This window comes from Botrimarina colliarenosi (assembly GCF_007859955.1).
Lineage (GTDB): Bacteria > Planctomycetota > Planctomycetia > Pirellulales > Lacipirellulaceae > Botrimarina > Botrimarina colliarenosi.
In genome coordinates, this window is record NZ_SJPR01000001.1 from 140,383 (window position 1) to 161,439 (window position 21,057).

Annotated in this window: 17 protein-coding genes and 1 tRNA gene; 7 read left to right on the top strand and 11 right to left on the bottom strand. The window is 66.0% G+C overall.

The annotated features are described in order from the left end of the window. Positions 1-48: 48 nt before the first annotated feature. From Pla108_RS00535 to Pla108_RS00555, 5 genes are all read right to left on the bottom strand, one after another. Entirely contained in the window at positions 49-651 is a 603-nt protein-coding gene (locus Pla108_RS00535; protein WP_146441440.1) for a DUF488 domain-containing protein, read from the bottom strand. Next, a complete protein-coding gene (locus Pla108_RS00540; RefSeq protein ID WP_146441442.1) occupies positions 648-938 on the bottom strand; it encodes a type II toxin-antitoxin system RelE/ParE family toxin in 291 nt (96 codons plus the stop codon). The genes Pla108_RS00535 and Pla108_RS00540 overlap by 4 nt, the downstream gene beginning before the upstream one ends. Positions 939-941: 3 nt before the next feature. Continuing rightward, entirely contained in the window at positions 942-1,202 is a 261-nt protein-coding gene (locus tag Pla108_RS00545; RefSeq protein ID WP_146441444.1) for a hypothetical protein, read from the bottom strand. 48 nt (positions 1,203-1,250) lie between these two features. Then, positions 1,251-2,357, bottom strand: coding sequence for a protein arginine kinase (locus Pla108_RS00550; protein ID WP_146441446.1), 1,107 nt, complete (start codon positions 2,355-2,357; stop codon positions 1,251-1,253). An 83-nt stretch (positions 2,358-2,440) separates the two neighbouring features. Then, positions 2,441-2,947 carry a UvrB/UvrC motif-containing protein gene (locus Pla108_RS00555; protein WP_146441448.1) on the bottom strand — a complete coding sequence of 169 codons (507 nt, stop codon included), beginning with the start codon at positions 2,945-2,947 and terminating at the stop codon, positions 2,441-2,443. 428 nt (positions 2,948-3,375) lie between these two features. Here Pla108_RS00555 and trpE point away from each other — a divergent pair, with 428 nt between their 5' ends. From trpE to Pla108_RS00585, 6 genes are all read left to right on the top strand, one after another. After that, a complete protein-coding gene (gene trpE / locus Pla108_RS00560) occupies positions 3,376-4,902 on the top strand; it encodes an anthranilate synthase component I (protein ID WP_146441450.1) in 1,527 nt (508 codons plus the stop codon). Positions 4,903-4,994: 92 nt separating this feature from the next. After that, on the top strand, positions 4,995-5,543 hold the full coding sequence (locus Pla108_RS00565) for a YqgE/AlgH family protein (protein ID WP_197526108.1): 549 nt from the start codon (positions 4,995-4,997) through the stop codon (positions 5,541-5,543). A gap of 303 nt (positions 5,544-5,846) precedes the next feature. Then, positions 5,847-7,172, top strand: coding sequence for a serine/threonine-protein kinase (locus tag Pla108_RS20695; RefSeq protein WP_197526109.1), 1,326 nt, complete (start codon positions 5,847-5,849; stop codon positions 7,170-7,172). 53 nt (positions 7,173-7,225) lie between these two features. Further along, positions 7,226-8,038 carry a PP2C family protein-serine/threonine phosphatase gene (locus Pla108_RS00575; protein WP_146441454.1) on the top strand — a complete coding sequence of 271 codons (813 nt, stop codon included), beginning with the start codon at positions 7,226-7,228 and terminating at the stop codon, positions 8,036-8,038. Between the two features lie 418 nt (positions 8,039-8,456). Continuing rightward, positions 8,457-9,425, top strand: coding sequence for a serine O-acetyltransferase (locus Pla108_RS00580; protein WP_146441456.1), 969 nt, complete (start codon positions 8,457-8,459; stop codon positions 9,423-9,425). Between the two features lie 179 nt (positions 9,426-9,604). Continuing rightward, positions 9,605-11,443: an ABC transporter permease subunit gene (locus tag Pla108_RS00585; RefSeq protein ID WP_146441458.1), complete on the top strand. Its 1,839-nt coding sequence runs from the start codon at positions 9,605-9,607 to the stop codon at positions 11,441-11,443. Positions 11,444-11,447: 4 nt separating this feature from the next. Here the strand turns inward: Pla108_RS00585 and Pla108_RS00590 are convergent, their stop codons facing one another. The 6 genes from Pla108_RS00590 to Pla108_RS00615 all read right to left on the bottom strand — a co-directional run bounded on the left by Pla108_RS00590 (position 11,448) and on the right by Pla108_RS00615 (position 19,878). Next, positions 11,448-12,707 carry a LysM peptidoglycan-binding domain-containing protein gene (locus Pla108_RS00590; protein WP_146441461.1) on the bottom strand — a complete coding sequence of 420 codons (1,260 nt, stop codon included), beginning with the start codon at positions 12,705-12,707 and terminating at the stop codon, positions 11,448-11,450. Positions 12,708-13,133: 426 nt separating this feature from the next. Next, positions 13,134-16,409, bottom strand: coding sequence for a protein translocase subunit SecD (secD, locus tag Pla108_RS00595; protein WP_146441463.1), 3,276 nt, complete (start codon positions 16,407-16,409; stop codon positions 13,134-13,136). Between the two features lie 67 nt (positions 16,410-16,476). Next, positions 16,477-16,854 carry a preprotein translocase subunit YajC gene (yajC, locus tag Pla108_RS00600; RefSeq protein ID WP_146441465.1) on the bottom strand — a complete coding sequence of 126 codons (378 nt, stop codon included), beginning with the start codon at positions 16,852-16,854 and terminating at the stop codon, positions 16,477-16,479. 258 nt (positions 16,855-17,112) lie between these two features. Next, a complete protein-coding gene (gene tgt, locus Pla108_RS00605) occupies positions 17,113-18,240 on the bottom strand; it encodes a tRNA guanosine(34) transglycosylase Tgt (protein ID WP_146441467.1) in 1,128 nt (375 codons plus the stop codon). A gap of 130 nt (positions 18,241-18,370) precedes the next feature. Continuing rightward, positions 18,371-19,696 (bottom strand): DNA-directed RNA polymerase subunit alpha C-terminal domain-containing protein, encoded by a 1,326-nt coding sequence (locus Pla108_RS00610; RefSeq protein WP_146441469.1) that lies wholly within the window; start codon positions 19,694-19,696, stop codon positions 18,371-18,373. Positions 19,697-19,804: 108 nt separating this feature from the next. Then, positions 19,805-19,878 (bottom strand) — tRNA-Thr (locus Pla108_RS00615). 293 nt (positions 19,879-20,171) lie between these two features. Here Pla108_RS00615 and Pla108_RS00620 point away from each other — a divergent pair. Beyond that, positions 20,172-20,942 carry a hypothetical protein gene (locus Pla108_RS00620; protein ID WP_146441471.1) on the top strand — a complete coding sequence of 257 codons (771 nt, stop codon included), beginning with the start codon at positions 20,172-20,174 and terminating at the stop codon, positions 20,940-20,942. Positions 20,943-21,057 lie beyond the last annotated feature (115 nt).

The window sequence follows — 21,057 nt, forward strand, 5'->3', positions numbered from 1 at the left end:
CAACTCTTTAACCCGGCTCGCCAACTCTTTAACGGAGAGCCGGAAGCGTCAGCGCCCGGAGTCTTGCGACGGTGGTTCGTACGACAGCGCCCCGCCGAGTTCGCGGTAGGCGCGATCAACGAGCGTAGTGAAATCGGCGCCCGCGTCGAGGAGCGGGTCGACGCCGACCCGTTCGACGAGCCGTCGCTCGGTATCGGAGTGCTCTTCGATGGCGCCGTCGGCGAGGAGGTGGCGCACCCGCCAGCCCTCGTTGGTGAGCACCCGCGCGATGAGCAAACCGCGGTGGCAGTCGAGCGGTTCGCGCTCGGCGCACATCAGGGCGATCGCGTGGTCCGAGGCGCCCCGCTCAAGACGCGTGATCCCCTCTCGGAAGGCCGGCAACTGGGCGACCAACTCGTAGTCGGCCCGACCCTCGACGTAGCACTCCGGTTCGTCACGCCGAGCGCCGAGCTCTTTGCCGAGCCACACGTAGGCGATCCCCTCGGCCCGCAGCGCCGGCGCGAGATTCTCTTGCCGGTACTGCGGCAGCCTCGCTTGCGGGTTCGAGCGGACATCCGCCAGCGCGGTGATCCCCGCCGCCCGCAGCAGTCGGAGAAAGTCGGGCCACTCGTGGGTCGAGTAGCCGACGGTATAGATCGTCGATCGACTCATCCGTCTAAATGCTGAATATCGCGCGATCCGTGAAGAACACGGACCAATTCAACTGCGTCCTTCGACGTTCGGAAGAAGATCAGGTACGGACCGGTGGTAATCCGACGCACGCCGGGCCCCAAGTGATCGACTGCCTCGCCAATAGACGGAAACACAGCGACAAGTCGCATGGTGTCGTCGATCGCCTCTAGCAACCGCCACGCGGCGAGGGGGCTTTGCTCACCGATATGCAGCGAAATCGCATCGAGATCGCGTTCCGCCCGTGGCGAGTGGAATACAGGCAGCATCGTCTAGCTCTGCCGAAGCCGATCGGCCAGCCGGCGTTTGAAAGCATCGACGTTCCAGGGAATGCCCTCACCCCGATCGAGTTCCACAAGCCCTTCCAAAACCTTCTCTCGTAGATAATCGTCGCTGTGGATCGTTGAGGGGTCTTGTTGAATTAGGGTGTAGCGTTGGCGAGTTGTTGGGTCTTCGGCATAGACAATCCCATTCGCCGCGGCAACCGCGGCGACTTGTTCGGGCGTCAAGGCTAGGTAAGTGTCCTGCATCATGCCCCCAATTTATTGCGCCGCGTAACCAACTGCAAAGAAGTTCGTCGCTCAGTTCGCCCCGGCGGGGGGCTTGCCGCCGTTGAGGTGGCGTCGCAGGTAGCTGGCGCGCTCGATGTTGCGGTCGGACTGGTCGAGTTCCATGCCGGCCAGCTTCTGCAGGTGGGCCGGCTGCGTGTGGACGAACAGTTTGTTCACAGTCGGGATCGCCACGTCGCCGATCAGGCCGAGATTGACCCCCATCCGGACGCTCGAGAGCAGGTGGAGCGTCTCCTCGCTGCTGATCGTCTGCGCCGTGCGCAAGATGCCGAAGGCGCGGCTCACCCGGTCGTGGAGGGTTTCTTGGCTCTCGCGGATCAAGAAGTCGCGCGCCTGGCGTTCGTACTCCAAGAGGACAGGCACGACGTCGGCGACCTTCTTCAGGAGCTCCTCCTCGGGCATGCCGAGGGTGACCTGATTGCTGATTTGGTAGAAGTCGCCCATCGCCTGCGAGCCCTCGCCGTAGAGGCCACGCACCGCGAGGTTGATCTTCTGCAGACTGCGGAAGACCTTGTCGATCTGCCGCGTGATGACCAGCGCCGGCAGGTGGAGCATCACGCTGACCCGGATGCCGGTGCCGACATTGGTGGGGCACGCCGTCAGGTAGCCGAGGCGGTCGTTATAGGCGTAGTTGACTTGTTCTTCGAGCAGATCATCGATCTGGTTGATCTCTTTCCAGGCGGTCTCAAGATCGAGGCCCGAGTGCATCACCTGGATGCGGAGATGGTCCTCCTCGTTGATCATCACACTGAAGCGCTCGCCACCATCAATGACGACGGCGCGGGCGCCCTCGGCCTCGGCGTGCTCACGGCTGATGAGCTGGCGTTCGACCAGGAACTGCCGGTCGACCTCCGACAGCTTGCCGACGTTGATGTAATGGAGTTCGCCGCCGGGGGTCGCGGCGGGGAGTTTGCCGGCGGCCTGGAGGGCCTCGATCCGGGCGTGCAGGATCTGCTCGATCTGTTCGCGGTCCGACTCACTCGCCCGGGCGATGAACGGGAAGTCGGTCAGGTTCCGCGCGAGCCGTACGCGGCTGCTGATCACGATGTCCGACTCGGGGCCCGAGGCGCGGAGCCACTCCCCGCAGTCGTGGGCCATCGTTTCGAAATCGAGAGACATAGGGAGTCGCTAGGCGCTAGAAAGTGGGGTGACCGCTCGGATCTCCGGTTGCTGACGCTGTGCGCCATGCAATCCGTTCCGCGTCAGCTGGCTTGTTCGATCGAGCGGATTTCGTCGCGGATCTCCGAGGCGCGTTCGTAGTTCTCTTTGGTGACGGCCTCTTTCATTTCGCGCCGCAAGCGGATGAGCTGCGTCTGCTGTTCGGCGTTGGCGCCGCCACGCCGGGGCGTTTTGCCGACGTGTTGCGTCTCGCCATGGATGTTGACCAGCAGCGGCTCTAGTTCCTTGGCGAAGTGCACGTAGTCGTGCGGGCAGCCGAGGCGTCCCTGCTTGCGGAACTCGAGGAAGCTGATCCCACAGACGGGGCAGACGCGCTGGTCGAGCTCGGCCAGCTCTTCGGCGGTCTGGCCGATCGCGAGCTGTTGGGCCAACAGGCCGGCCATCTCCGGCATCGCCGAGTCGGAGTCTTGGGTGATCGGCGCCAAGAAGTCCTTCGCGCAGACCTCGCACAGATGGACTTCTTTCGGCTCCCCATCGACCAAGTCGGTGATGTGGAAGGTCGCCGGTTTGTCGCACTTCTGGCACTTCATCGGCGGACGGGGTGGCTGGCGGTCGGGAGGACGGCGTAAGCGAGCGGCTTTAGGGGAGTCTATCGGTCCCCCGATTTAGCGGCAAGAACACCGCGGCGGGGGCCGACGTGGCATAAGTTGTTAGCTGAGATCAGGATACAGCACGCGGACCGTCGCGTTGTGGCCGCTGGGGGCCGTTGTTAGAGTGGCCGCGAACCCCGGCGGGTCGTCATCGGTCTGCCGTCCGTCATCTTTGTGGGCGGGGTCGTCGCCAGATTTGTGGGAGGCGTCTCCAGACGCCGATTACGCGCACCATGCCGATTCGGAATGGATGCCGTAATCGGCGTCTGGAGACCCCTCCCACAAGACGGCTGGAGACTCCCACAAGACGGCCTGGAGATCCCTTCCGCAGTTTCGTTTGTTGCCAAAGCCTGGTTCGGAGCTAACTCGTGTCAGCGTCATCGCCCCACCGTCCTACGTTCGCCGAGTTCGCCGAGTTGGCGAAAACCGCGGATCGCGTGCCGGTTTGGCGGCGGCTGGTGAGCGATTCTCTCACCCCCGTTTCGGCTTTCCACCGGCTCGAGGCGACCGGCGATAGCCCGGTGGCGTGCCTGTTTGAGAGCGTCATCGGCGGCGAGAAGGTGGGGCGGTACAGCTTCCTGGCGACCGACCCCTACTTGCTGCTCGAGGCCCACGGGACACGGATCACCCGGACCGAGTTCGGCGCCGGCGCCGGCAAGCCCGAATCATTCGACGCCGCGAACCCCCTCGAAACGCTCCGCGCCGAGGTCGGCAAGGTCCGCGTCGCCAAGCCGCCGGGGCTGCCGCCGTTCGTTGGCGGCGCCATCGGCTACGCCGGCTACGACACGGTCCGCTACGTCGAGAAGCTGCCGGACGCCCCCGAGGACGACCGCGAGCTCCCCGACCTTGCGTTCGGCTTCTTCGACCACCTCTTGGTGTTCGACAACGTCGACAAGACGCTCACGGTGATCGTGCTAGCGGACATTCATCAGCGAGATGATCTACGCGACCCCTATTGGTATGCTTGCGAACGAGTGGATGAGCTCGTCAAGCGAGTCTCGTCGCCGATCGACGAACTCAAACCCACCGACATCGACACCGCCGGCGGGGTCTCGCTGGACTTCGAATCGAACTTCACCCAAGCGGGCTTCGAGTCGGCCGTCGAGAAGTGCGTCGAGTACATCCGCGCCGGCGACATCTTTCAGGTGGTGCTCAGCCAACGCCTTTCGACGCCGTGGGAGCACGACCCGCTCGAACTGTACCGCACGCTGCGGGTCGTGAACCCGAGCCCGTTCATGTTCTTCGTGCGGATGCCCGGCTGCACGCTGGTCGGCAGTTCGCCGGAGATTATGGTCCGCGTCGTCGACGGCCACGTGACCGTCAGGCCGCTGGCCGGCACGCGGAAGCGCGGCAAGGACGAGGCCGAGGACAACGCCCTGGCCGACGAGCTCCTCGCCGACCCGAAGGAACGGGCCGAGCACGTGATGCTGGTCGACTTGGGCCGCAACGACGTGGGGCGCGTGGCGAAGTACGGCTCGGTCGAGCTGTCGGACGTGATGGTGATCGAGCGTTACAGCCACGTGATGCACATCACCTCGAACGTGACAGGTCAGCTGACCGACGACCGCGACGCCTTCGACGCCCTGGCCGCCTGCCTGCCGGCGGGGACGGTGAGCGGCGCCCCGAAGGTCCGGGCGATGCAGATCATCGACGAGCTCGAACCCCACCGCCGCGGCCCCTACGCGGGCGCCGTGGGCTACCTCGACTTCGCCGGCGACATGGACACCTGCATCGCGCTGCGGACGGTTGTCGTCGCCGGCGGCAAGGCCTACGTCCAAGCGGGCGCCGGGATCGTCGCCGACAGCGACGCCACGAGCGAGTACGAGGAGACGCTGAACAAGGCTCGCGGTTTGCTCAAGGCGATCGAGATCACGAAGGAGCGGCTAGGGGGATAGAAGCTAGAGGCTAGAAGATTGCGGCTTTGCAACGGATGATAGTAGTCGATATCCCTAGTCTCTTACCCCTAGCGTCTAGCCTCTCCCCTCCTTTGTCCCTCTCCGGCCAACTCCTTGTCGCGTCGCGGAAGCTTCGGGACCCGAACTTCCAGCGGACCATCGTGCTTCTCCTTGAGCACAACGACGATGGTGCGCTCGGCGTGGTGCTCAACCGGCAGGTGGACCGGACCATCGAGCAGGTTTGGGATACGGTCGAGTTCGACCCTTGCGACTGCCAGCAGCAGCTCAACCAAGGGGGCCCGGTGCCGGGGCCGTTGATCGCACTGCACACGTCGAAGGAGTTGAGCGAGAAACGCATCCTGCCGGGGCTCTACATGTCGATGCAGAAGCAGACGGTCGACCCCCTGGTGCGTCAAGACAAGCACCCGTTCCGTCTCTACACCGGCAACAGCGGCTGGGGCGGCGGCCAGCTCGAGGGCGAGCTCACGCAGGGGGGCTGGCTCACGACTCCGGCGGCTGTGTCGGATGTCTTCGCCGACCCCGACGAGATTTGGGAGGAAGTCGTCAACCGGATCGCGTTGGGCGTGCTCCTCCCAGGCCGCAATCCGGCGACGGTGCCTGATGACCCCTCGCTGAATTGAAGGCAGGTCGGCACAAGTCGGCTGTGGGAGGGGTCTCCAGACCCCGATCACGGTCTCTTCGCCGCTAACGGTATGGTGCGCGTCATCGGCGTCAGGAGACGCCTCCCACAATCCCGGCGGCCTGCCGAAGTTCCTGCGAGGGATCCGCCGTAGCGGGTATTCCTACCAATACTATCCAGCGACCTCCTCCCGTTGCTCTTAGCGGTTCATCTTCCAGTAGCTAGCTTTTCGACCTATTCTAATGGTAGCCGCGGCGTTTCCGCTTTGGCTTGCCCGCTGGTCTTGCGGCCCCGCTGTCGCCGAATGCCCGAGAAACGCCTCCGCCCCCGCAGCCGCCTCGGCAAATACGTCATCGAGAAGCGGCTCGCCGAGGGGGGCTTCGCCACCGTCTACCAGGCCCGCGACACGATCGAGGGGGTCCGCGTCGCTATCAAGGCGCCGCACACCCACCTGATGGACGATTCGGCGACCGAGCAGTTCCGCCGCGAGGTGCGGCTGATCGCGTCGCTCGACCATCCCAATGTCTTGCCGCTCAAGTCGGCCGACGTTATCGACGGCGTCTTTGTGATTGTTACGTCGCTAGCGGCAGAGTCGCTCGGCGACCGGCTTGAGCGTCGCCTCGCGACCAAGACGGCGTTGACGTACGCCGATCAGATGCTCGCCGGTCTCGCCTACGCCCACGAGCTGTCGATCGCTCATTGCGATGTGAAGCCCGATAACTTCCTGCTGTTCACCGGCGGACGGGTGCGGTTGGGCGACTTCGGCATCGCCCGGATCGCCCAGCGGACGCTCCGCGGATCGGGGGCGGGGACCGTCGGTTACGTCGCCCCGGAGCAGGCGCTCGGCGCCCCCTCGGTGCGGTCGGATGTCTTCTCGATGGGGCTCACCCTCTGGCGGATGCTCTCGGGGCAGCTGCCGGCGTGGCCTTACCGCTGGCCCCTCGAGGGGCATGACCGACTCAAGCGGCTCGTCAAAGAAGAGGCGATCGACGTGCTCCGGCGCGCTATCGAGCTCGAGCCCAACGACCGCTACGCCAACGCCGCGGCGATGCGATCGGCTTGGAAGCGGATCGGCGCCAAGGCGCTCTCCGACGCCAGCGCGGCGAGCGGCCGCCGCCGGCGCACGGTGGTCTCGACTCAGAACTGGCGGACCATTCAGCGGAGCGAATTCAAGCGTCGTTTTGGCGCTCAGCTCGAGACCCGACTGACCTGCCACAAATGTGAGGGGCCCGTCTCCGAGGCGATGGCTTTCTGTCCCTGGTGCCGGGCCGAACGGGCGCGTCTGCAGGAAGAGACCAAGTTTCCCCAAGCGTGCCCCCGTTGCCACCGCGGCATGAAGCTCGACTGGAGCTACTGCCCCTGGTGCTATGGCCCTGGGTTCGAACTCAGCTCTCCGCGCGAGTACACCGACAAGCGTTACACGGCCAAGTGCGGCAACGGCGACTGCGACCGCAAGCTGCTGATGCCATGGATGCGGTACTGCCCCTGGTGCCACGTGAAGGTTAAGCGGAACTGGAAGATCGAAGGGGTCGCCGACCGCTGCAACGGGTGCGGCTGGGGTGTGGTCGGTGAGTTCTGGAGCAGCTGCCCCTGGTGTGGGAAAGGGCTCCGTAGTTTGACCGGGGCGTAGCTTGACCGGTGTGTAAATAGACGGGTGTGTCGTTATTCCAAGCGAGACGGGCGATGCAGGCGACCTGCCTTTACGAATCCGAGATGACGGCGCCGACCGAGGTGGGTCGGCTGGGTCGTCGTACGGTCGTCGCCTTCTCGACCCGTTCACCCGGCAAAGAGACTTCCAACGAGGACTCGGCCGCGTTCCTGCCGTGGGACGACCATTCCGCCGTGCTCGTGGTCGCCGACGGGCTCGGCGGGGCGTCGCTTGGCGAGCTCGCGTCGCGTCGAGCGATCGAAGCCCTTTCGACCGCGCTGCAGCTTGCCGACCGCGAGACCTACCAGCTCCGCACCGCGATCATCGACGGCATCGAGGCGGCCAACCAAGCGGTCCTCTCGATCGGCGCCGGGGCGGCGACGACCCTCGCCGTGGTCGAGCTCTCGTTCGGCGGCCCCGAAGGTGAGTTAGCCCGCACCTACCACGTTGGCGATGCCGGCGTTTTGATCTGTGGCGGACGGGGCCGACTCAAGCTGCTGACGACGGCCCACGCCCCGGTTGCCTACGGCGTCGAGGCGGGGCTGATCAACGACGACGAGGCGATGCACCACGAGGACCGGCACGTCGTTTCAAACGTCGTGGGCGCCGCCGACTCACGGCTCGAGATCGGGCCGGCGATCACCCTCTCGCAGCTCGACACCGTGCTAGTCGCCAGCGACGGCCTATTCGACAACCTCACGACCGATGAACTGGTGCAGCTAAGCCGCCGCGGCACGGCGATGGACGCCGCTCGCCGCCTCGCCGACGCCGCCCGCGAGCGGATGGCCTCGATCCTGCCGGGGGTCCCCTCCAAACCCGACGATCTGACGTTGCTTGTGATGCGGTAGGGGGGCTTTCGGCAAGCGTTTTGGTGGTTCACTCCCGGCGCTGGCGCTTAGGGCTCCCGAACCACACGAGAGGTTAGCTAGCAACGGGGCGGGAGCCCTAAGCGCCAGCGCCGGGAGTTACGCCCCGAGAATCACTACACCCACCCCCCCCAGACCGCCGAAGACTGCTACGGCGAGTTGATCCCCGGTCGCGGTAAGCCTACGATTCGCGCTATGAGCAAGCACCGTCTTAACGTCCCCGGCTGCGTGTGTAGCGGGCCCGCCCAGTCCTGAGCAGGAACTGGCGCGGGACTCCGACCGCGTGCGTCGCCGCCAGCCCCGCTAGCAATTCCGCGGTGGCCTTCGACGCGAAACCCCCGCTTGCCCGCCGCCCGCCCGCGAATCACCAGGCGTGCGGCCCCTCTGACGGAAGCCTCCGATGGCCACCGATCCCCGCGTCAAAGACGCCGATCTGCCCCGACTGACCGACCGCATCGTCGCCACGTACGACAGCGTCGGCACGCTGCACCACCTCGATCACTGCCCGCTGCCCAAGTACTGCGACGTCGTCTCGGCGGTGCAGGACTTGATGGAAATCCTCTATCCGGGCTATCGCCAGCGAGAGGGGCTACACCGTGGAAACATCGGCTACTACGTCGGCGACCTGCTCGACCGCTTGCACGACAAGCTGACCAAGCAGATCGGCCGCGCGCTGCAGCACGAAGCACAGCGTCTTTTTGAAGAAGGGGGCGACGGCGTCGTCGGCCCCTGCGAGTCGCGTGAGGACTACGAGGCCCTCGGCCAAGCCAAGACGATGCTGTTTCTCGACCGGCTCCCCGAGCTGCGTGAGACGCTCGCCACCGACGTCGAGGCCGCCTTCGCAGGCGACCCGGCCTGCAAGGGCGCGGACGAGGTGATCTTTTGCTACCCGGGCCTCGAGGCGGTGACGGTCCAGCGGCTCGCCCACCTGCTGTACGAGCTCAATATCCCGTTCATCCCGCGGATGATGACCGAGTGGGCCCACGGCCGCACCGGCATCGACATCCACCCGGGGGCGACGATCGGACCGTACTTCTTCATCGACCACGGCACGGGCGTCGTGATCGGCGAGACGTGCGTCATCGGCTCGCACGTCAAGCTCTACCAGGGCGTCACACTCGGCGCGCTGTCATTCCCAACCGACGACGAAGGGAACCTCGTCCGCAACACCAAGCGGCACCCGACCATCGAAGACCGCGTGGTGGTCTACGCCAACGCGACGATCCTCGGCGGCGACACGACGGTCGGGCACGACTCGGTGATCGGCTCAAGCGTCTGGCTCACCAAGAGCGTCGGCGCCCACTCGACGATCGTGATCGAGAAGCCAAAGCTCCGCGTCCGCTCGGACGACACGGCAGCGAGCGCGTAGTCCAGAGTCATTGCACTTCTGTGGGAGGCGTCTCCCGACGCCGATAACGGTCTCTTGGCCGCAAAGGGCATGGTGCGCGTAATCGGCGTCGGGAGACGCGTCCCACATTTTTCGGCGCCTCGTCGGTGTGCTACAGTGCGGCGATCTGCTAACCGCCGACCGCTCACTGCCGACTGCCAATGCCCCTCGGTCCCGTCTTTCGCCACGAGATGCTCGCCGCCGGTCGGAAGCGCCGGTACTTTGCGGTCCGGGTTTTGATCGGGCTGGGGATGCTCGCCTTGCTCGCGGTTGGGTACCAGACGGTCTACCAACAGCTGCGGTACCAGCAGGGCGCCCTGACCGGGGACTACGGAGCTACTGTCACGCTTTCGATCTCGGGCGTCGCGCAGCTGACGGCGACCTTCTACACGCTCTTTGCCTGGGCGACGATGATCGGCGTCCTGGCCGTGACGCCCGCGGTGGCGGCGGGGGCGATCGCCTCGGAACGCGAACGCCGGACCATCGAGTACCTCTTCGCCACCGACCTGTCGAACTCGGAGATCGTCCTTGACAAGCTGGCCGCCCGGCTGCTGACGGTCGGCAAGCTCGTGCTGGCGACGCTCCCGGTCTTGGCCATCTTCCGCCTCCTCGGCGGCGTGCCGGGGTCGCTCTTGCTGACGCACTTCGCGATGCTCGCCAGCACGGCGACCCTGACCGCGGCAATCGCCCTGACAGTCGGCGTCTGGTGCGAGCGGGCGCGCGACGCGGTCCCCCGGGCTCTGGCGGCGGTCTTCCTTTGGCTAATCGCCCTGCCGCTCGGCTTCATCGCTTTGTGGCAGCTCGGCTTGTACGGGGTCCCTTGGGCCGAATGGCTGCAGGATCGGGTGGTCATGCCGCTGGTCACGGCCATGTCGGCCGTGCATCCGGTGATGATGCTCGCCACGTCGGCCGGCATTAGCGGCGGCGTCCTCGGCGTGGATGTCGATCGGGGGGCGATCGCCCTCATGGTGGGGTTCCAGCTGCTGGCAGCCGCGGCGCTGCTCGGCCTGACGGTCGCGGTTGTGCGGCGAGTCCACCTTAACGCGGCGTCGTCGCCCGGCGTCCGCCAGAAAGCCGCCGCCGGCGCGCCCGACTCGCGATCTCCGTACGAGCGGCGCCCGATGCTCTGGAAGGAGATGTTTGCCGCCTCGGTCAAGAAGCAGACGTCGAAATGGGCGATGCGGATCGGCGTGACTTTGCTCGTCATTGTGGTAGGAACGCCGCTCGTCACGCTGCTCGTCGGCGGCCTCGCCCGCTACCGTTCGATCGACTTTGAAGACTACATGCAGTTGGCGACCGGCATGGTCGGCACCTGCGGATCGATCCTGGTCCTGCTGATGGGGAGCCGCGCCGCCGGGCTCATTACGTATGAGCATGAACGCGACACCTGGCTGTCGCTGCTGACGACGCCGCTACCCGCGGGGGAGATCGTCACCGCCAAAACGCTCGGCAACCTCTACGCCTTCCGCTGGCCACTCATCGGCGTGGTGCTGATGCCACTGCTGGGAACGCTGCTCGACATCAGTGCGGTCCTGGCGACGCTTGGCGTTGCAGCGACGCTTGGCTGTCTTAGTTGGACCGCCACGGCGATCGGCTTGGCGGTCTCGCTACGGATGAAGAGCTCGATCAAGGCGATTGGCGTCACGGTGTTCGTGCTGCTCTCGATCGGCGCCTTTTACTCGGGACTGGCCGGGACGTTCGCCGGCCTCTCGGGGGCTAGTGAAGAGTCGCTATCGCTGCTGATTTTCCCGCCGCTAGCGCCCTTCTTGCTAATCGTACCGGTGATCGCGGTCTTCGATTCGACGCCCGACTACATCATGGCGTCGTACTTCGTCGGGCTGATCCTCTACGGAGCCGTGGGTTTTTTCGTCACGTTGGGGAACACGGCTAGGTTCGACCAGCTCTGTGGTCGGAGCGTTGGATACTGGCGACCCGTCCCAGGGACGACAACCCCGCAGCGGGGCCCGCTCGCCAAGCCGAGCCCCGACGCGTCGCTGTAACCGCCTACCAGCGGTTGGCGTCCCAGGCGATCTCTTGTTGGTAGACCGCATCGACCGGGCCCAGCTCTTGCTCCCGCGACAGCGGGCGATCGTCGGTGGCGCCGACGGGCGTCAGCGGCCGCCGCGGCGCCGCCGCCAACGGCGGCAGGTACGCCTCCGACGCCGACACCGTCGCGAAGTCGCCCGGCCGCTCGAGCCGCGGGTAGCTGACGCCCGCGACGGGCGTCGGCTTGCGGGCTAGGCCTCCCTCGGGGGCGCGTAGCACCATCCCGATCGGCAGCACATCGGGGTGTTCGAGCCGGTCGTTGTTCAGCTCGAACAGTTCGGCGGCGCGCGAGGCGTCGCCCAGGTACCGCTCCGCGAGGGCCGGCAGCGTGTCGCCGTCGGTCACGATGTGCTGCACGTACGAGTTGGCGACGGGCTGACGTTCAATCGGCTCGAAACTCTGCCGCTGCGAGGCGTCGTAACGCAGCGGGTTGGCGCCCGAGTCAAAGTGGCTCGAGGTCGCGTCGTACCGCGGTCGTTCGCCGTAGGGGCTTTCATTGAGCGCCGGTTTGGAATTGAGCGCCGGCTTCGCCGCCGTCACCTCCTGACCGAAGGCGGGGGGGGCTCCGAAGTCGGCGAAGGGGGCCTCGGCCGAAGGCGGCAGCGGGGCGCGGAGTTCGGGCCATTCAGCCGGGGCCATGGCTGCCGGCGCCGTCTCAGCCGGGGCGGCGACAGCCGGCGCCACGGCGGCGGGCGACTCGGCCGGTTCGGTAACGCCGCTGCGAGGGACCGGCGTCAACGGACGCATCGCGGTGAAAGAGTCATGACTCGGCTCCGCGGCAGGCGTCGCGGCTTGCGTCACGCCCGGCGGATTGAGGCTCGCGCCCGTGAACCAGTCGTCCGATGACGGCGGCGTCGCGAACGAAGCGGCGTCGGCCCCGCCCCACGGCGAATTGGACGTCGCGGAATGGGGCGTCGCGGGCGCCGCGGGAGTCTCCGCCGGCCACGATCCCGGAGGGACCATCGCCGCGACCGAAGCCACCTGGTTGGTCGGCGGCACGGACGGACCGCTGGCGGACGGCAGGGCGGGCCAGCTCTCGGCGCCAATCGGGGCGGAATTCGACGCCAGCGGACGCAATCCGGCGGCGTCGCTCGGGCCCGTTGGACGCAGGTAGTGCGACAGCCGCTCGATCACCTCGGGCGGACCGACCAGCGAGGCGGCAAGAAAGCCCGCGCCTAATAGAATAACGGAAGAGATCAGCTTGCTCAGTTCGTTCACGGTGTACCTCAGCCCCGACGTCTCCGTGCGGGCCCGTAGGCTCACCGGCGCGTCGTGTGGGAAAGAAAGGCTCGTCCGTGAACACCTGAAAGCGGCCCAGAGTCATCCAGTCCAGGCTCGCATCGGTCTCCGTACCCCAAGTATCGGCTCTGGGGCGGCAGCACTGCTGGCGGCCCCTGCAAAAGCGGGCGGCGCCGATCAGCGAAACCCTGCGGGCGCTCGAGCCCGAAGCCGAGAGGCCGCAGCGATCACCACTACGCAGCGGGCGGCTCGCGGTTCAAAAGTCTCGCGCAGAGACGCAGAGAGCCAAGACGGCGAGCCGGCGACGTAAGTCGTCGGTGGAATCAGGCAAAAACGCGAAGACGCCAAGAAGGTTGCTTGTGAACCTCCTCGGCGTCTCCGCGTCTCTGCGCGAAACTTTAGCGATTAGGCGGCGGCGCGGGGCGAGTCGCTCTTGGCGCCCGAGTTCGGATCGTCGGTGCCGGCCATCCAGAGCAGGGCGGGCGTTGCGATGAACACCGTGCTGTAGGTGCCGACGACGACGCCCACCACCAGGGCGAAGGCGAAGGCGTGGATGCCCGCTCCACCGAAGAAGTAGAGGATCACCACCACGATCAACGTGGTCAACGACGTCAGCAACGTCCGGCTGAGCGTCTGGTTGATGCTCTTGTTGACCATGTCGGTCGTCAGGCGGGGGCTCTTGCCCTTCACCTCGCGGATGCGGTCGAAGATGACGATCGTGTCGTTCAGCGAGTAGCCGATGATCGTGATGAACGCCGCGAGGATCGTCAGGCTGATCTGGAACGAGTCGATCTGCAGCGCCGTCGCCAGGGCGGGGACGCTCTGCACCAGCCAAGCCGACAGGGCGATCGCGCCGAGCGTGACGAGCACGTCGTGGATCAACGCGACGACCGCCGCCAAGCCGTAGGCGACGTTCTGGAAGCGGAACCAGAGGTAGGCGATGATGCCCAGCAGGCTGAGCAGGACGGCGGAGATCGCCTTGACCTGGAGGTCGCCGGCGACGCGGCCGCCAATCTTGCTGGTGAGCGGGAAGAGCGGCTCATCGGCCAGTTGCGCCTTCAAGGCTTCGGCGACGGCGACCGTTTCGTCCTTCGACAGACCGCCCAGGCGGAGCGTCCACTCCTTGAAGCGTTGGCTGCTGCCGGCCAAGTAGTCGTCGTTCTCGATCTGCGGCAATACGCCGGTGTGGCCCTGTTCCGTGACGACTTGCTTCAAGCGATCGACCAGCGCCTCGTGCGCGAGGCCGTCGTTGTCGCCAAAGCCCTCGTCTTGGTTGAACAGCAGCGGCAGCAGCGTGCCGGTCGAGCCGCCCGGCTCCTCGTAAGACTCCGGCTCGCCGATCTCGACCTCGTAGGTCTTCAGCTTGTCGCCGAACGTCTTGGCGATAATGGCCTCGACCTCTTCAACGCTGTCGATGTTCGTGCTGATGGAGTAGCGGGTCTTCGTCGCCTCGTCGGCGTCGAGCGAATCGCTCCGCTCAACGACCAACAGGTTGTTGTCACCGAGTTCCGGCTCGAGCGAGGTGCGGATCTCGGCGATCGGCATCGCCGCGTCGCCGTCGAGCACCATCGTGACGCTCGATCCGCCCGTGAAGTCGATGTCGAGGAGGTTCGAGCCGCGGCCGACAACGCCCACCAAACCGGCGGCGATCACCAGCAGCGAGAGGACAATCGCGACGTAGCGCTTGCCGAGGAAGTCGAAGTTCGTCTCGCCCAAGACCGACGCGAACGACAGGCCCTTGATCCAGCGGCGCCGCTCGGCGATGTCGAAGATCGTCCGGCTACAGAAGATGGCCGTGAACATCGACATGACGATGCCGAGGAAGAGCGTCACGCCGAAGCCCTTGATCGGACCCGTGCCGACCGAGTAGAGGACCACGGCCGCGATGAGCGTCGTGACGTTGGCGTCGACGATTGTGGTGGTCGCCTTCTCGAAGCCGTTGCGGATGGCCATCCGCAGGCCGGCGCCCTTCTTGAGTTCTTCGCGAATCCGCTCGTAGATCAGCACGTTGGCGTCGACCGCCATGCCGATTGTCAGCACGAGGCCCGCCAAGCCGGGGAGCGTGAAGGCGGCCTGGATGATGACCATTGCCGCGAGGACCAGCAGGAGCGTCCCCCCAAGGGCGAAACACGCTACGACTCCGGCGAAGCGGTAGAAGAACAGCATGAATAGCAGCACGCAAATGAGCGACGCGATGATGGCGATCTTGCCCTTCTCGATCGTCGTGGCGCCGAGGGTGGGGCTGATCGTCTCTTCGCTGATCGGCGTCTTGTTGAGGGCCGCCGGCAGGCTGCCCGCGTTGAGGATGCTGACGACGAAGTCGACTTCCTTCTCCGCGTCGGCGCCGCCGATCGTGATCTGGCCGCTGTTGGTGATGCGGTCGTTGAGCGTTGGCGCCGAGATCAGCCGCTTGTCGAGCAGGATGCCGAGGAACCGCTTCACGCCCGTCGAGGGATTCTCCAGGTTCTCGCCGGTGAAGCGGCCGAACTTGCGCGAGCCGATCGAATTGAAGTTGAAAATGACGATCGGCGAGCCGATCTCGTCGTAGCTCTTGGCGGCGTTCTTGAGGTACTCGCCGGTGACGTTCCAGCGGTCGAGCAGCACGAGGGCTTCCTGGCGGCTGCCGGCGGTGCGCTGGATCAGGCGGCCGTCGTCCTCGCCGAACTCACGCTCGTCGTAGAGGACCCACTCGGCGCGGGGCTTGTCGCCGATCATGACGACCTTCTCGCTCGGTCCGAGCTGCTGGGCCTTCTCGATGACGGCCCGGTCTTCGCTCCAACGCGGGTCGGCGACGATGCGGAACTCCAGCTGTCCCAGGTCGGTGATGCGCCGCTTGATGTACTCGAGGTCGTCGTTGCCCGCCTTCGGGATGATGATCTCGATGGCGCCGCCGTAGTTGCGGATCGAGACTTCTTTAGTGCCGGTCGGGTCGACGCGCTGGCCGAGGGCGTCGATCAGCCGATCGATGTCGACCTTGGGCCGGGCCTCGTCGGTGGCTTCCGAATCGTCGACTCCGTCGGCCGTCGTGTCCTCGGCGCCGCCCACGGTGGGGGTCAGGCCGGTGGCGTCGGCGAGTTCGTAGACCAGGGTGATGCCGCCCGACAAGTCGGGGCCGCCCTTGAATTGTCCGGTCGCGACGCAGAGGCCGGCGATCGAGAAGGCCGCAAGGATGGTGCTGATCCGCCAAGCTTGTTCCGGCATCCGCCACTTCTTGGCGAGCCAATTGCCCAGCAAGATCGGCAGGACAATCGCCGCCAGCGTGCCAAGAACGCCGGCGATCTTGCCGCCGGTATCCGAGGCTTCGGTCGCGGCGACGGTTCCGGTGGTCGATGTCTCGGCGGCCGGGTCGTCCGTAGAAGGTTCGTCCGTGGCGGGGGCCTCAGCCGGATCGGTGGCGTCGGCATCCGAGGCCGCCTCAACGTCGGCGCCTTCGTCCGCGGCCGCGTCATCGGCCGCCGGGGCGTCATCCACGACCGGCGCGGCGTCGTCCTGGGCAGCAGCGTCGTCCTGGGCGGCATCGTCGTCCTGGGCGGCATCGTCCTGCGCGGCGGCAGCGGCGGGCGCCGTGGCGGCTTCCTGGGCGACGGCCGGCGCAGCGGCGTGGGCCAGCAGCGTCAGCGAGGCGAGAAGCCATCCGAGCGACCGGGTCCGTCCGATCGTGGCGTCAGTGGGGGTCGACATCGGTCGAAAGACCCTTGCTAGTGGTTTGGTCGAGCGCCGGCGCCTCAGGCGTCGGCGGGGGGGTTCGTTATTTTTCTTCGTTGACGACGCTGTCGATCGCCCACATCGAGACGCGGACCTTGGCGCCCGTCGACTCGTCGATGCGAAGCGTCAGGCGTCCCACGTCGCGTTGGACGTTGGTGACGACCCCGTGGATGCCGCCGGTGGTGACGACGCGGTCGTTCTCTTTCAGGCCGTCCAGCATCTGCTGGAAATTCCTCTGTTTCGTCTTCTGGGGGACGATCAGCAGGAAGTAAGCCAGCAGACCCATCGCCAGGATCGGCAGGAAGCTGAGCAGCGACGGCCCGCCGCCCGCTTGGCCTTGGGCCAGCAACCAGACAGCGCTGAGCCCCCCCGAGTCGGGGAGGGCGGTTAGCAAGACGAGCGGCGTTATGAGCGGCGACACAGAACCTCGCAGCGCCGCAAATCGGGTTGCGGGCGCCCCTGCCTAGCGGTGGCGATTGAATGGAAACCGCGAATGGTAAAGCCTTACGGGAAAAGGGGAAAGGGGAGCGCGCCCCGTCTGTGACGAGAAACCGCCCCCCACCCCGCGCCAGCCAACAGGCGGAGAGCCCACAACGTGGGATGGGAGCCCCAAGCGCCAGCGCCGGGAGCCGCCCCACAAGACGCCCGCATCGCAGCCAAGAACTCCCCGCGCTGACGCTTAGGGCTCTTGCGAAGGTGGTTTCGCCCAGGCGCCTTGCCGTTCTCGCTTAAACTCCGCAAAGCGCCCCGTCTCGATCGCCCCCCGTACGTCGGCCATCAGCCGCTGATAGAACGTCAGGTTGTGGATCGAGAGGAGAATCCCGCCCAGCATCTCGCCCGCCTTGAAGAGGTGCCGCAGGTAGCCCCGGCTGTGCCGCCGGCACGCGACGCAGGGGCAGTCCTCTTCCAGGGGCCGTTGGTCGTTCAGGTGACAGGCGTTCTTCACCCGCAGCGGGCCTGCGGCGGTGTACGCCAGCCCGTTGCGGCCGTTGCGGGTCGGCATCACGCAGTCGAACATGTCGACCCCCCGCTCGACCGATTCCAGCAAATCGTCCGGCGTGCCGACCCCCATCAGGTAGCGCGGCTTGTCGGGGGGCAGGTGCGGCGCCGTCGCCTCGATCGTGCGGTACATGTCGGCCGCCGGCTCGCCGACGCTGAGGCCGCCAATCGCGTAGCCCGCCATGTCGAGAGCCACGAGCCCCTCGGCCGATAACCGCCGCAGCTCCGGGTCGAGCCCCCCCTGGACGATGCCGAACAGCGACTGGTCGCTCCGCGTGGCGGCGGCGAGGCAGCGCTCGGCCCAGCGGACGCTACGCTCCATCGCCGAGTGGACCGCCTCGGGGGGCGACGGCAACTGGACCACCTCGTCGAGCTGCATCGCCACGTCGGCGCCGAGCTGCTCTTGGATCTGGATAGAGCGTTCGGGAGTCAGGTCGATCACGTCACCGTTGACGTGCGACTTGAAGCGGACCCCTCGTTCGTCGATCTTCCGGGTGTCGGCGAGGCTGAAGACCTGGAAACCGCCCGAATCGGTGAGCATCGGGCCTCGCCACCCCGAGAGGGCGTGCAGGCCGCCGAGCCGCTCGACCGTGTCGCCACCGGGCCGCAGGGCGAGGTGGTAGGTGTTACCCAGCACCATCTGGGCGCCGGTCCCCTCAAGCCGCTCGACATCGACGCACTTGACGCCGCCAACCGTACCGACCGGCATGAAGGTCGGCAGCTCGACCGTCCCGTGCGGCGTGTGGAGCCGCCCGCGCCGCGCGCCGGTGGGGTCGACGGCGAGGGGCTCGTAGCGGACGGAATGCATCGACGGCTCGTCATCGATTGGGCGGCGAGCCGGCGACGTCAGTCGTCGGTGGGGATACCGGCATACGCTTGCCAACCGATCCCCCGACTGACGTCGAGGACTGGCCAGCGGACGGCCGTGTGCCGGCTTATTAAGCCTCGCCGCGGAGCTTCAGGCCCTGGGCGGTCAGCTTCTCGCGGACCTCGTTGAGGCTCGTGACGCCGAAGTTTTTGCACTCCAGCAGGTCGTCCGGCGTGCGGCGGACCAGCTCGCCGACGGTGGTCAGGCCGAGGCGGACCATGCACTTGCGGGCACGGACCGAGAGGCTGAGGTCCGAGATCGGGCGATCGAGCAAGGCCCGCTCTTCCGTCGACATGTTCTCGGGGTTGTAGGGCAGGTCCTGTTCGCGCTTCTGGTGGGCGAACTGGCCGAGCTCCAGACCCTTCGAGTTGAGCATCTCGCGGATTTCGATCAGCGAGGTCTCGCCGAAGTTCTTGCTGGAGAGCAGCTCTTGCTCGGTCGTCTCGGTGAGGTCGCCAAGCGTCATCACGCCCATCCGCTGCAGGCAGTTGCGGCTGCGGACGGAGAGTTCGAAGTCGGTGACCGGGATCGACAGCACCTGCGAGAGGCGGTCCTGCTGACGGCGGGCCTCCTCGTCGTAGAACATGTCGCGGCTGCCGTCGGCGTCCTTGTAGAACAGCCGGGCGCGCTCGTGGCCGGGGTAAATGTCGAGGATCCGCTGGTAGCAGCCCTTAGCCCGCTCGTACTGCTCGACGTCTTCGTAAAGGATGCCGAGGTTCAGCAGCGTGCCGACGTGGGCCGGGAACTGCTGGGCGGCTTTCTCGTACAGGTTGCGGGCGTAGTCGTCGTTGCCGCGACGGTCGTTCTCGAGGGCGAGGCCGAACAGCGAGCCGGCGTGGCCGGGATCGGCGGCGACCGCCCGCTCCAGCAGGGCGATGACCTCTTCCGGGTTGCCGCTCAGGGCCTGGACCGTGGCCGACCGCTGATAGAGGTACTCGGCGGTCTGTTCGACGGCGCCGGACAGCGAATCGAGCACCCCGAGAGCGCCCTGCGGGTCGCCCGAGTAACGGAGCGCCTCGGCCTTGGCCAGGTTGACGATCCCTTTGTCGTAGCCCGCCTTGCCGGCCGACTCGTAGGCGGCCACCGCCTCTTCGTACTTGTCGAGGGCGAGTTTCGCCTTGCCGAGGTAGAAGTGGGTCAGGGCGCCGCCGTCGGCCTTGGTGAGGACCTCGATCGCTTGCGTGTAACGGCCGAGCATGTAGAGGCACACGCCAAGCTTGGCCGAAGCGGCCGGGGTGCGGCTGGGCTGGGCCTCAAGCTCTTGGACCGCTTCTTTCAGTTCGCCGTACTTGCTGTAGTTGGCGGCGATCGAGGCGGTGATTTGCTCGATTTCGCGGGGCCCGAAGGCGGCGGTCGAGACGATCGCCTGCTTGATATCCGTGTCGAGAGCCGTCATGTAAGGCGGTGGGCAGAGGGGCAGTAGGCAGTGGTAAGGAAAGGGGACAATTCGGTCTTTGCGGGCAGAACTGCCGTCTGCTCGCTGCCTGCTGTCCTCTCACTCAAAAGCCGGTGGTCGGAGTCGAACCGACAACCCCCGCATTACGAATGCGGTGCTCTGCCAATTGAAGCTACACCGGCGTCCCGCCCGAGAGCCGAAGGCCCTCGGGACGGTAGCCCCGCAGTTTAGCGGCGAAAGGGGCGGCTGCCAAGACGCGAGAAAGCCGGCGAATTTGAAGGAATCTGCGTGCTCAGTTCCGTTCCCCTTCGTTCTCAGGGGGGAGAGGGACGGGGGCGTCTCTCCGCGGGAGAATCCCATCCGCCCCCCAGGCAAGGCGGCATGTTGTTCGGCGTTATTGCCGCTTTGCTTCCCGGGAGTTCACCCGTTCGTCCTCGACTTCCAGCTTCCATCTCTAACGAACCAGGAGACTGCCGTGCCAACGATCGCCGAGGTACTTGCTCAGCTTTGCGAAAATATCCGTTCCGCCTGCAATAGCGAGGACATCAAGAATCTAGCCGGCGTGAGCTCCGACACGGTCGCTGTCATTGGATTCGCAATCGCTTTGGCAGGCATCATTTATGTCGCCCGGGACTACAAAAGAGAACGAACGCATGACAAACGTGAGCGGGAATACGGCACCTTCCACGACTTAGATGAGAAGTACGTCCAGTTCATGTATTCTTGCGCGCAGCACCCCGATCTCGACTTGCTCTCCGAGCCGATGCCGATCGATCGACGTCCGACTGACGAGCAGGTCCGCTCCGAGCGGGCGCACTACGCGGTCCTTATCTCCATCTTCGAGCGCGCCACGGTGATGTTCGAGAAACGGTCCCGCGGGGGCTGGCGTCGGCGCGACCCCGAGTTGGAAGAGGCTCGATGCACCCAGTGGCCTGGATGGAAGGAGTGCATGCGGATGTACTGCGATAGGCCTTCCTTCCTCCTGGAATGGAGGGCAATCGGCGGCCAGTTTGACGGCGACTTTGTCCGGCAGATGAACGACATCGTGAGAGAGCGGCTTATCGCTCGTAGCAGGGCGGAGGAGATAGACCGATGGCTAGCTGAGCCCGCAGCGTCTGGCGATTCGGAATCGCTGGCCGACTCACTCGGCACGTCGTATCGGCGGTTTCGTCTTCTGGGTCTGAGCATTGTTCATCACACTCGACGCTACCTTTCTCGGCGAAAAGAAGCGCCTGGATCGGCGTGACCGAAGGTCGCAAGATGCGGTTTGGCGCTGGGCTTAACCTTGCCGGTCGTGAATAATGTGGGATTGCTGAAGCGTTTTTTGCGACCACCCCGCCACTGTCTTTGATTTGCGACTG

Coding starts and splice junctions, on each gene's coding strand:
- Pla108_RS00550 (WP_146441446.1), bottom strand. CDS start 2,357: ATGTCTCTCGATTTCGAAACGATGGCCCACGACTGCGGGGAGTGGCTC.
- Pla108_RS00575 (WP_146441454.1), top strand. CDS start 7,226: ATGCAGGCGACCTGCCTTTACGAATCCGAGATGACGGCGCCGACCGAG.
- Pla108_RS20695 (WP_197526109.1), top strand. CDS start 5,847: ATGCCCGAGAAACGCCTCCGCCCCCGCAGCCGCCTCGGCAAATACGTC.
- Pla108_RS00545 (WP_146441444.1), bottom strand. CDS start 1,202: ATGATGCAGGACACTTACCTAGCCTTGACGCCCGAACAAGTCGCCGCG.
- Pla108_RS00555 (WP_146441448.1), bottom strand. CDS start 2,947: ATGAAGTGCCAGAAGTGCGACAAACCGGCGACCTTCCACATCACCGAC.
- Pla108_RS00540 (WP_146441442.1), bottom strand. CDS start 938: ATGCTGCCTGTATTCCACTCGCCACGGGCGGAACGCGATCTCGATGCG.
- secD (WP_146441463.1), bottom strand. CDS start 16,409: ATGTCGACCCCCACTGACGCCACGATCGGACGGACCCGGTCGCTCGGA.
- tgt (WP_146441467.1), bottom strand. CDS start 18,240: ATGCATTCCGTCCGCTACGAGCCCCTCGCCGTCGACCCCACCGGCGCG.
- Pla108_RS00580 (WP_146441456.1), top strand. CDS start 8,457: ATGGCCACCGATCCCCGCGTCAAAGACGCCGATCTGCCCCGACTGACC.
- Pla108_RS00585 (WP_146441458.1), top strand. CDS start 9,605: ATGCCCCTCGGTCCCGTCTTTCGCCACGAGATGCTCGCCGCCGGTCGG.
- Pla108_RS00535 (WP_146441440.1), bottom strand. CDS start 651: ATGAGTCGATCGACGATCTATACCGTCGGCTACTCGACCCACGAGTGG.
- Pla108_RS00610 (WP_146441469.1), bottom strand. CDS start 19,696: ATGACGGCTCTCGACACGGATATCAAGCAGGCGATCGTCTCGACCGCC.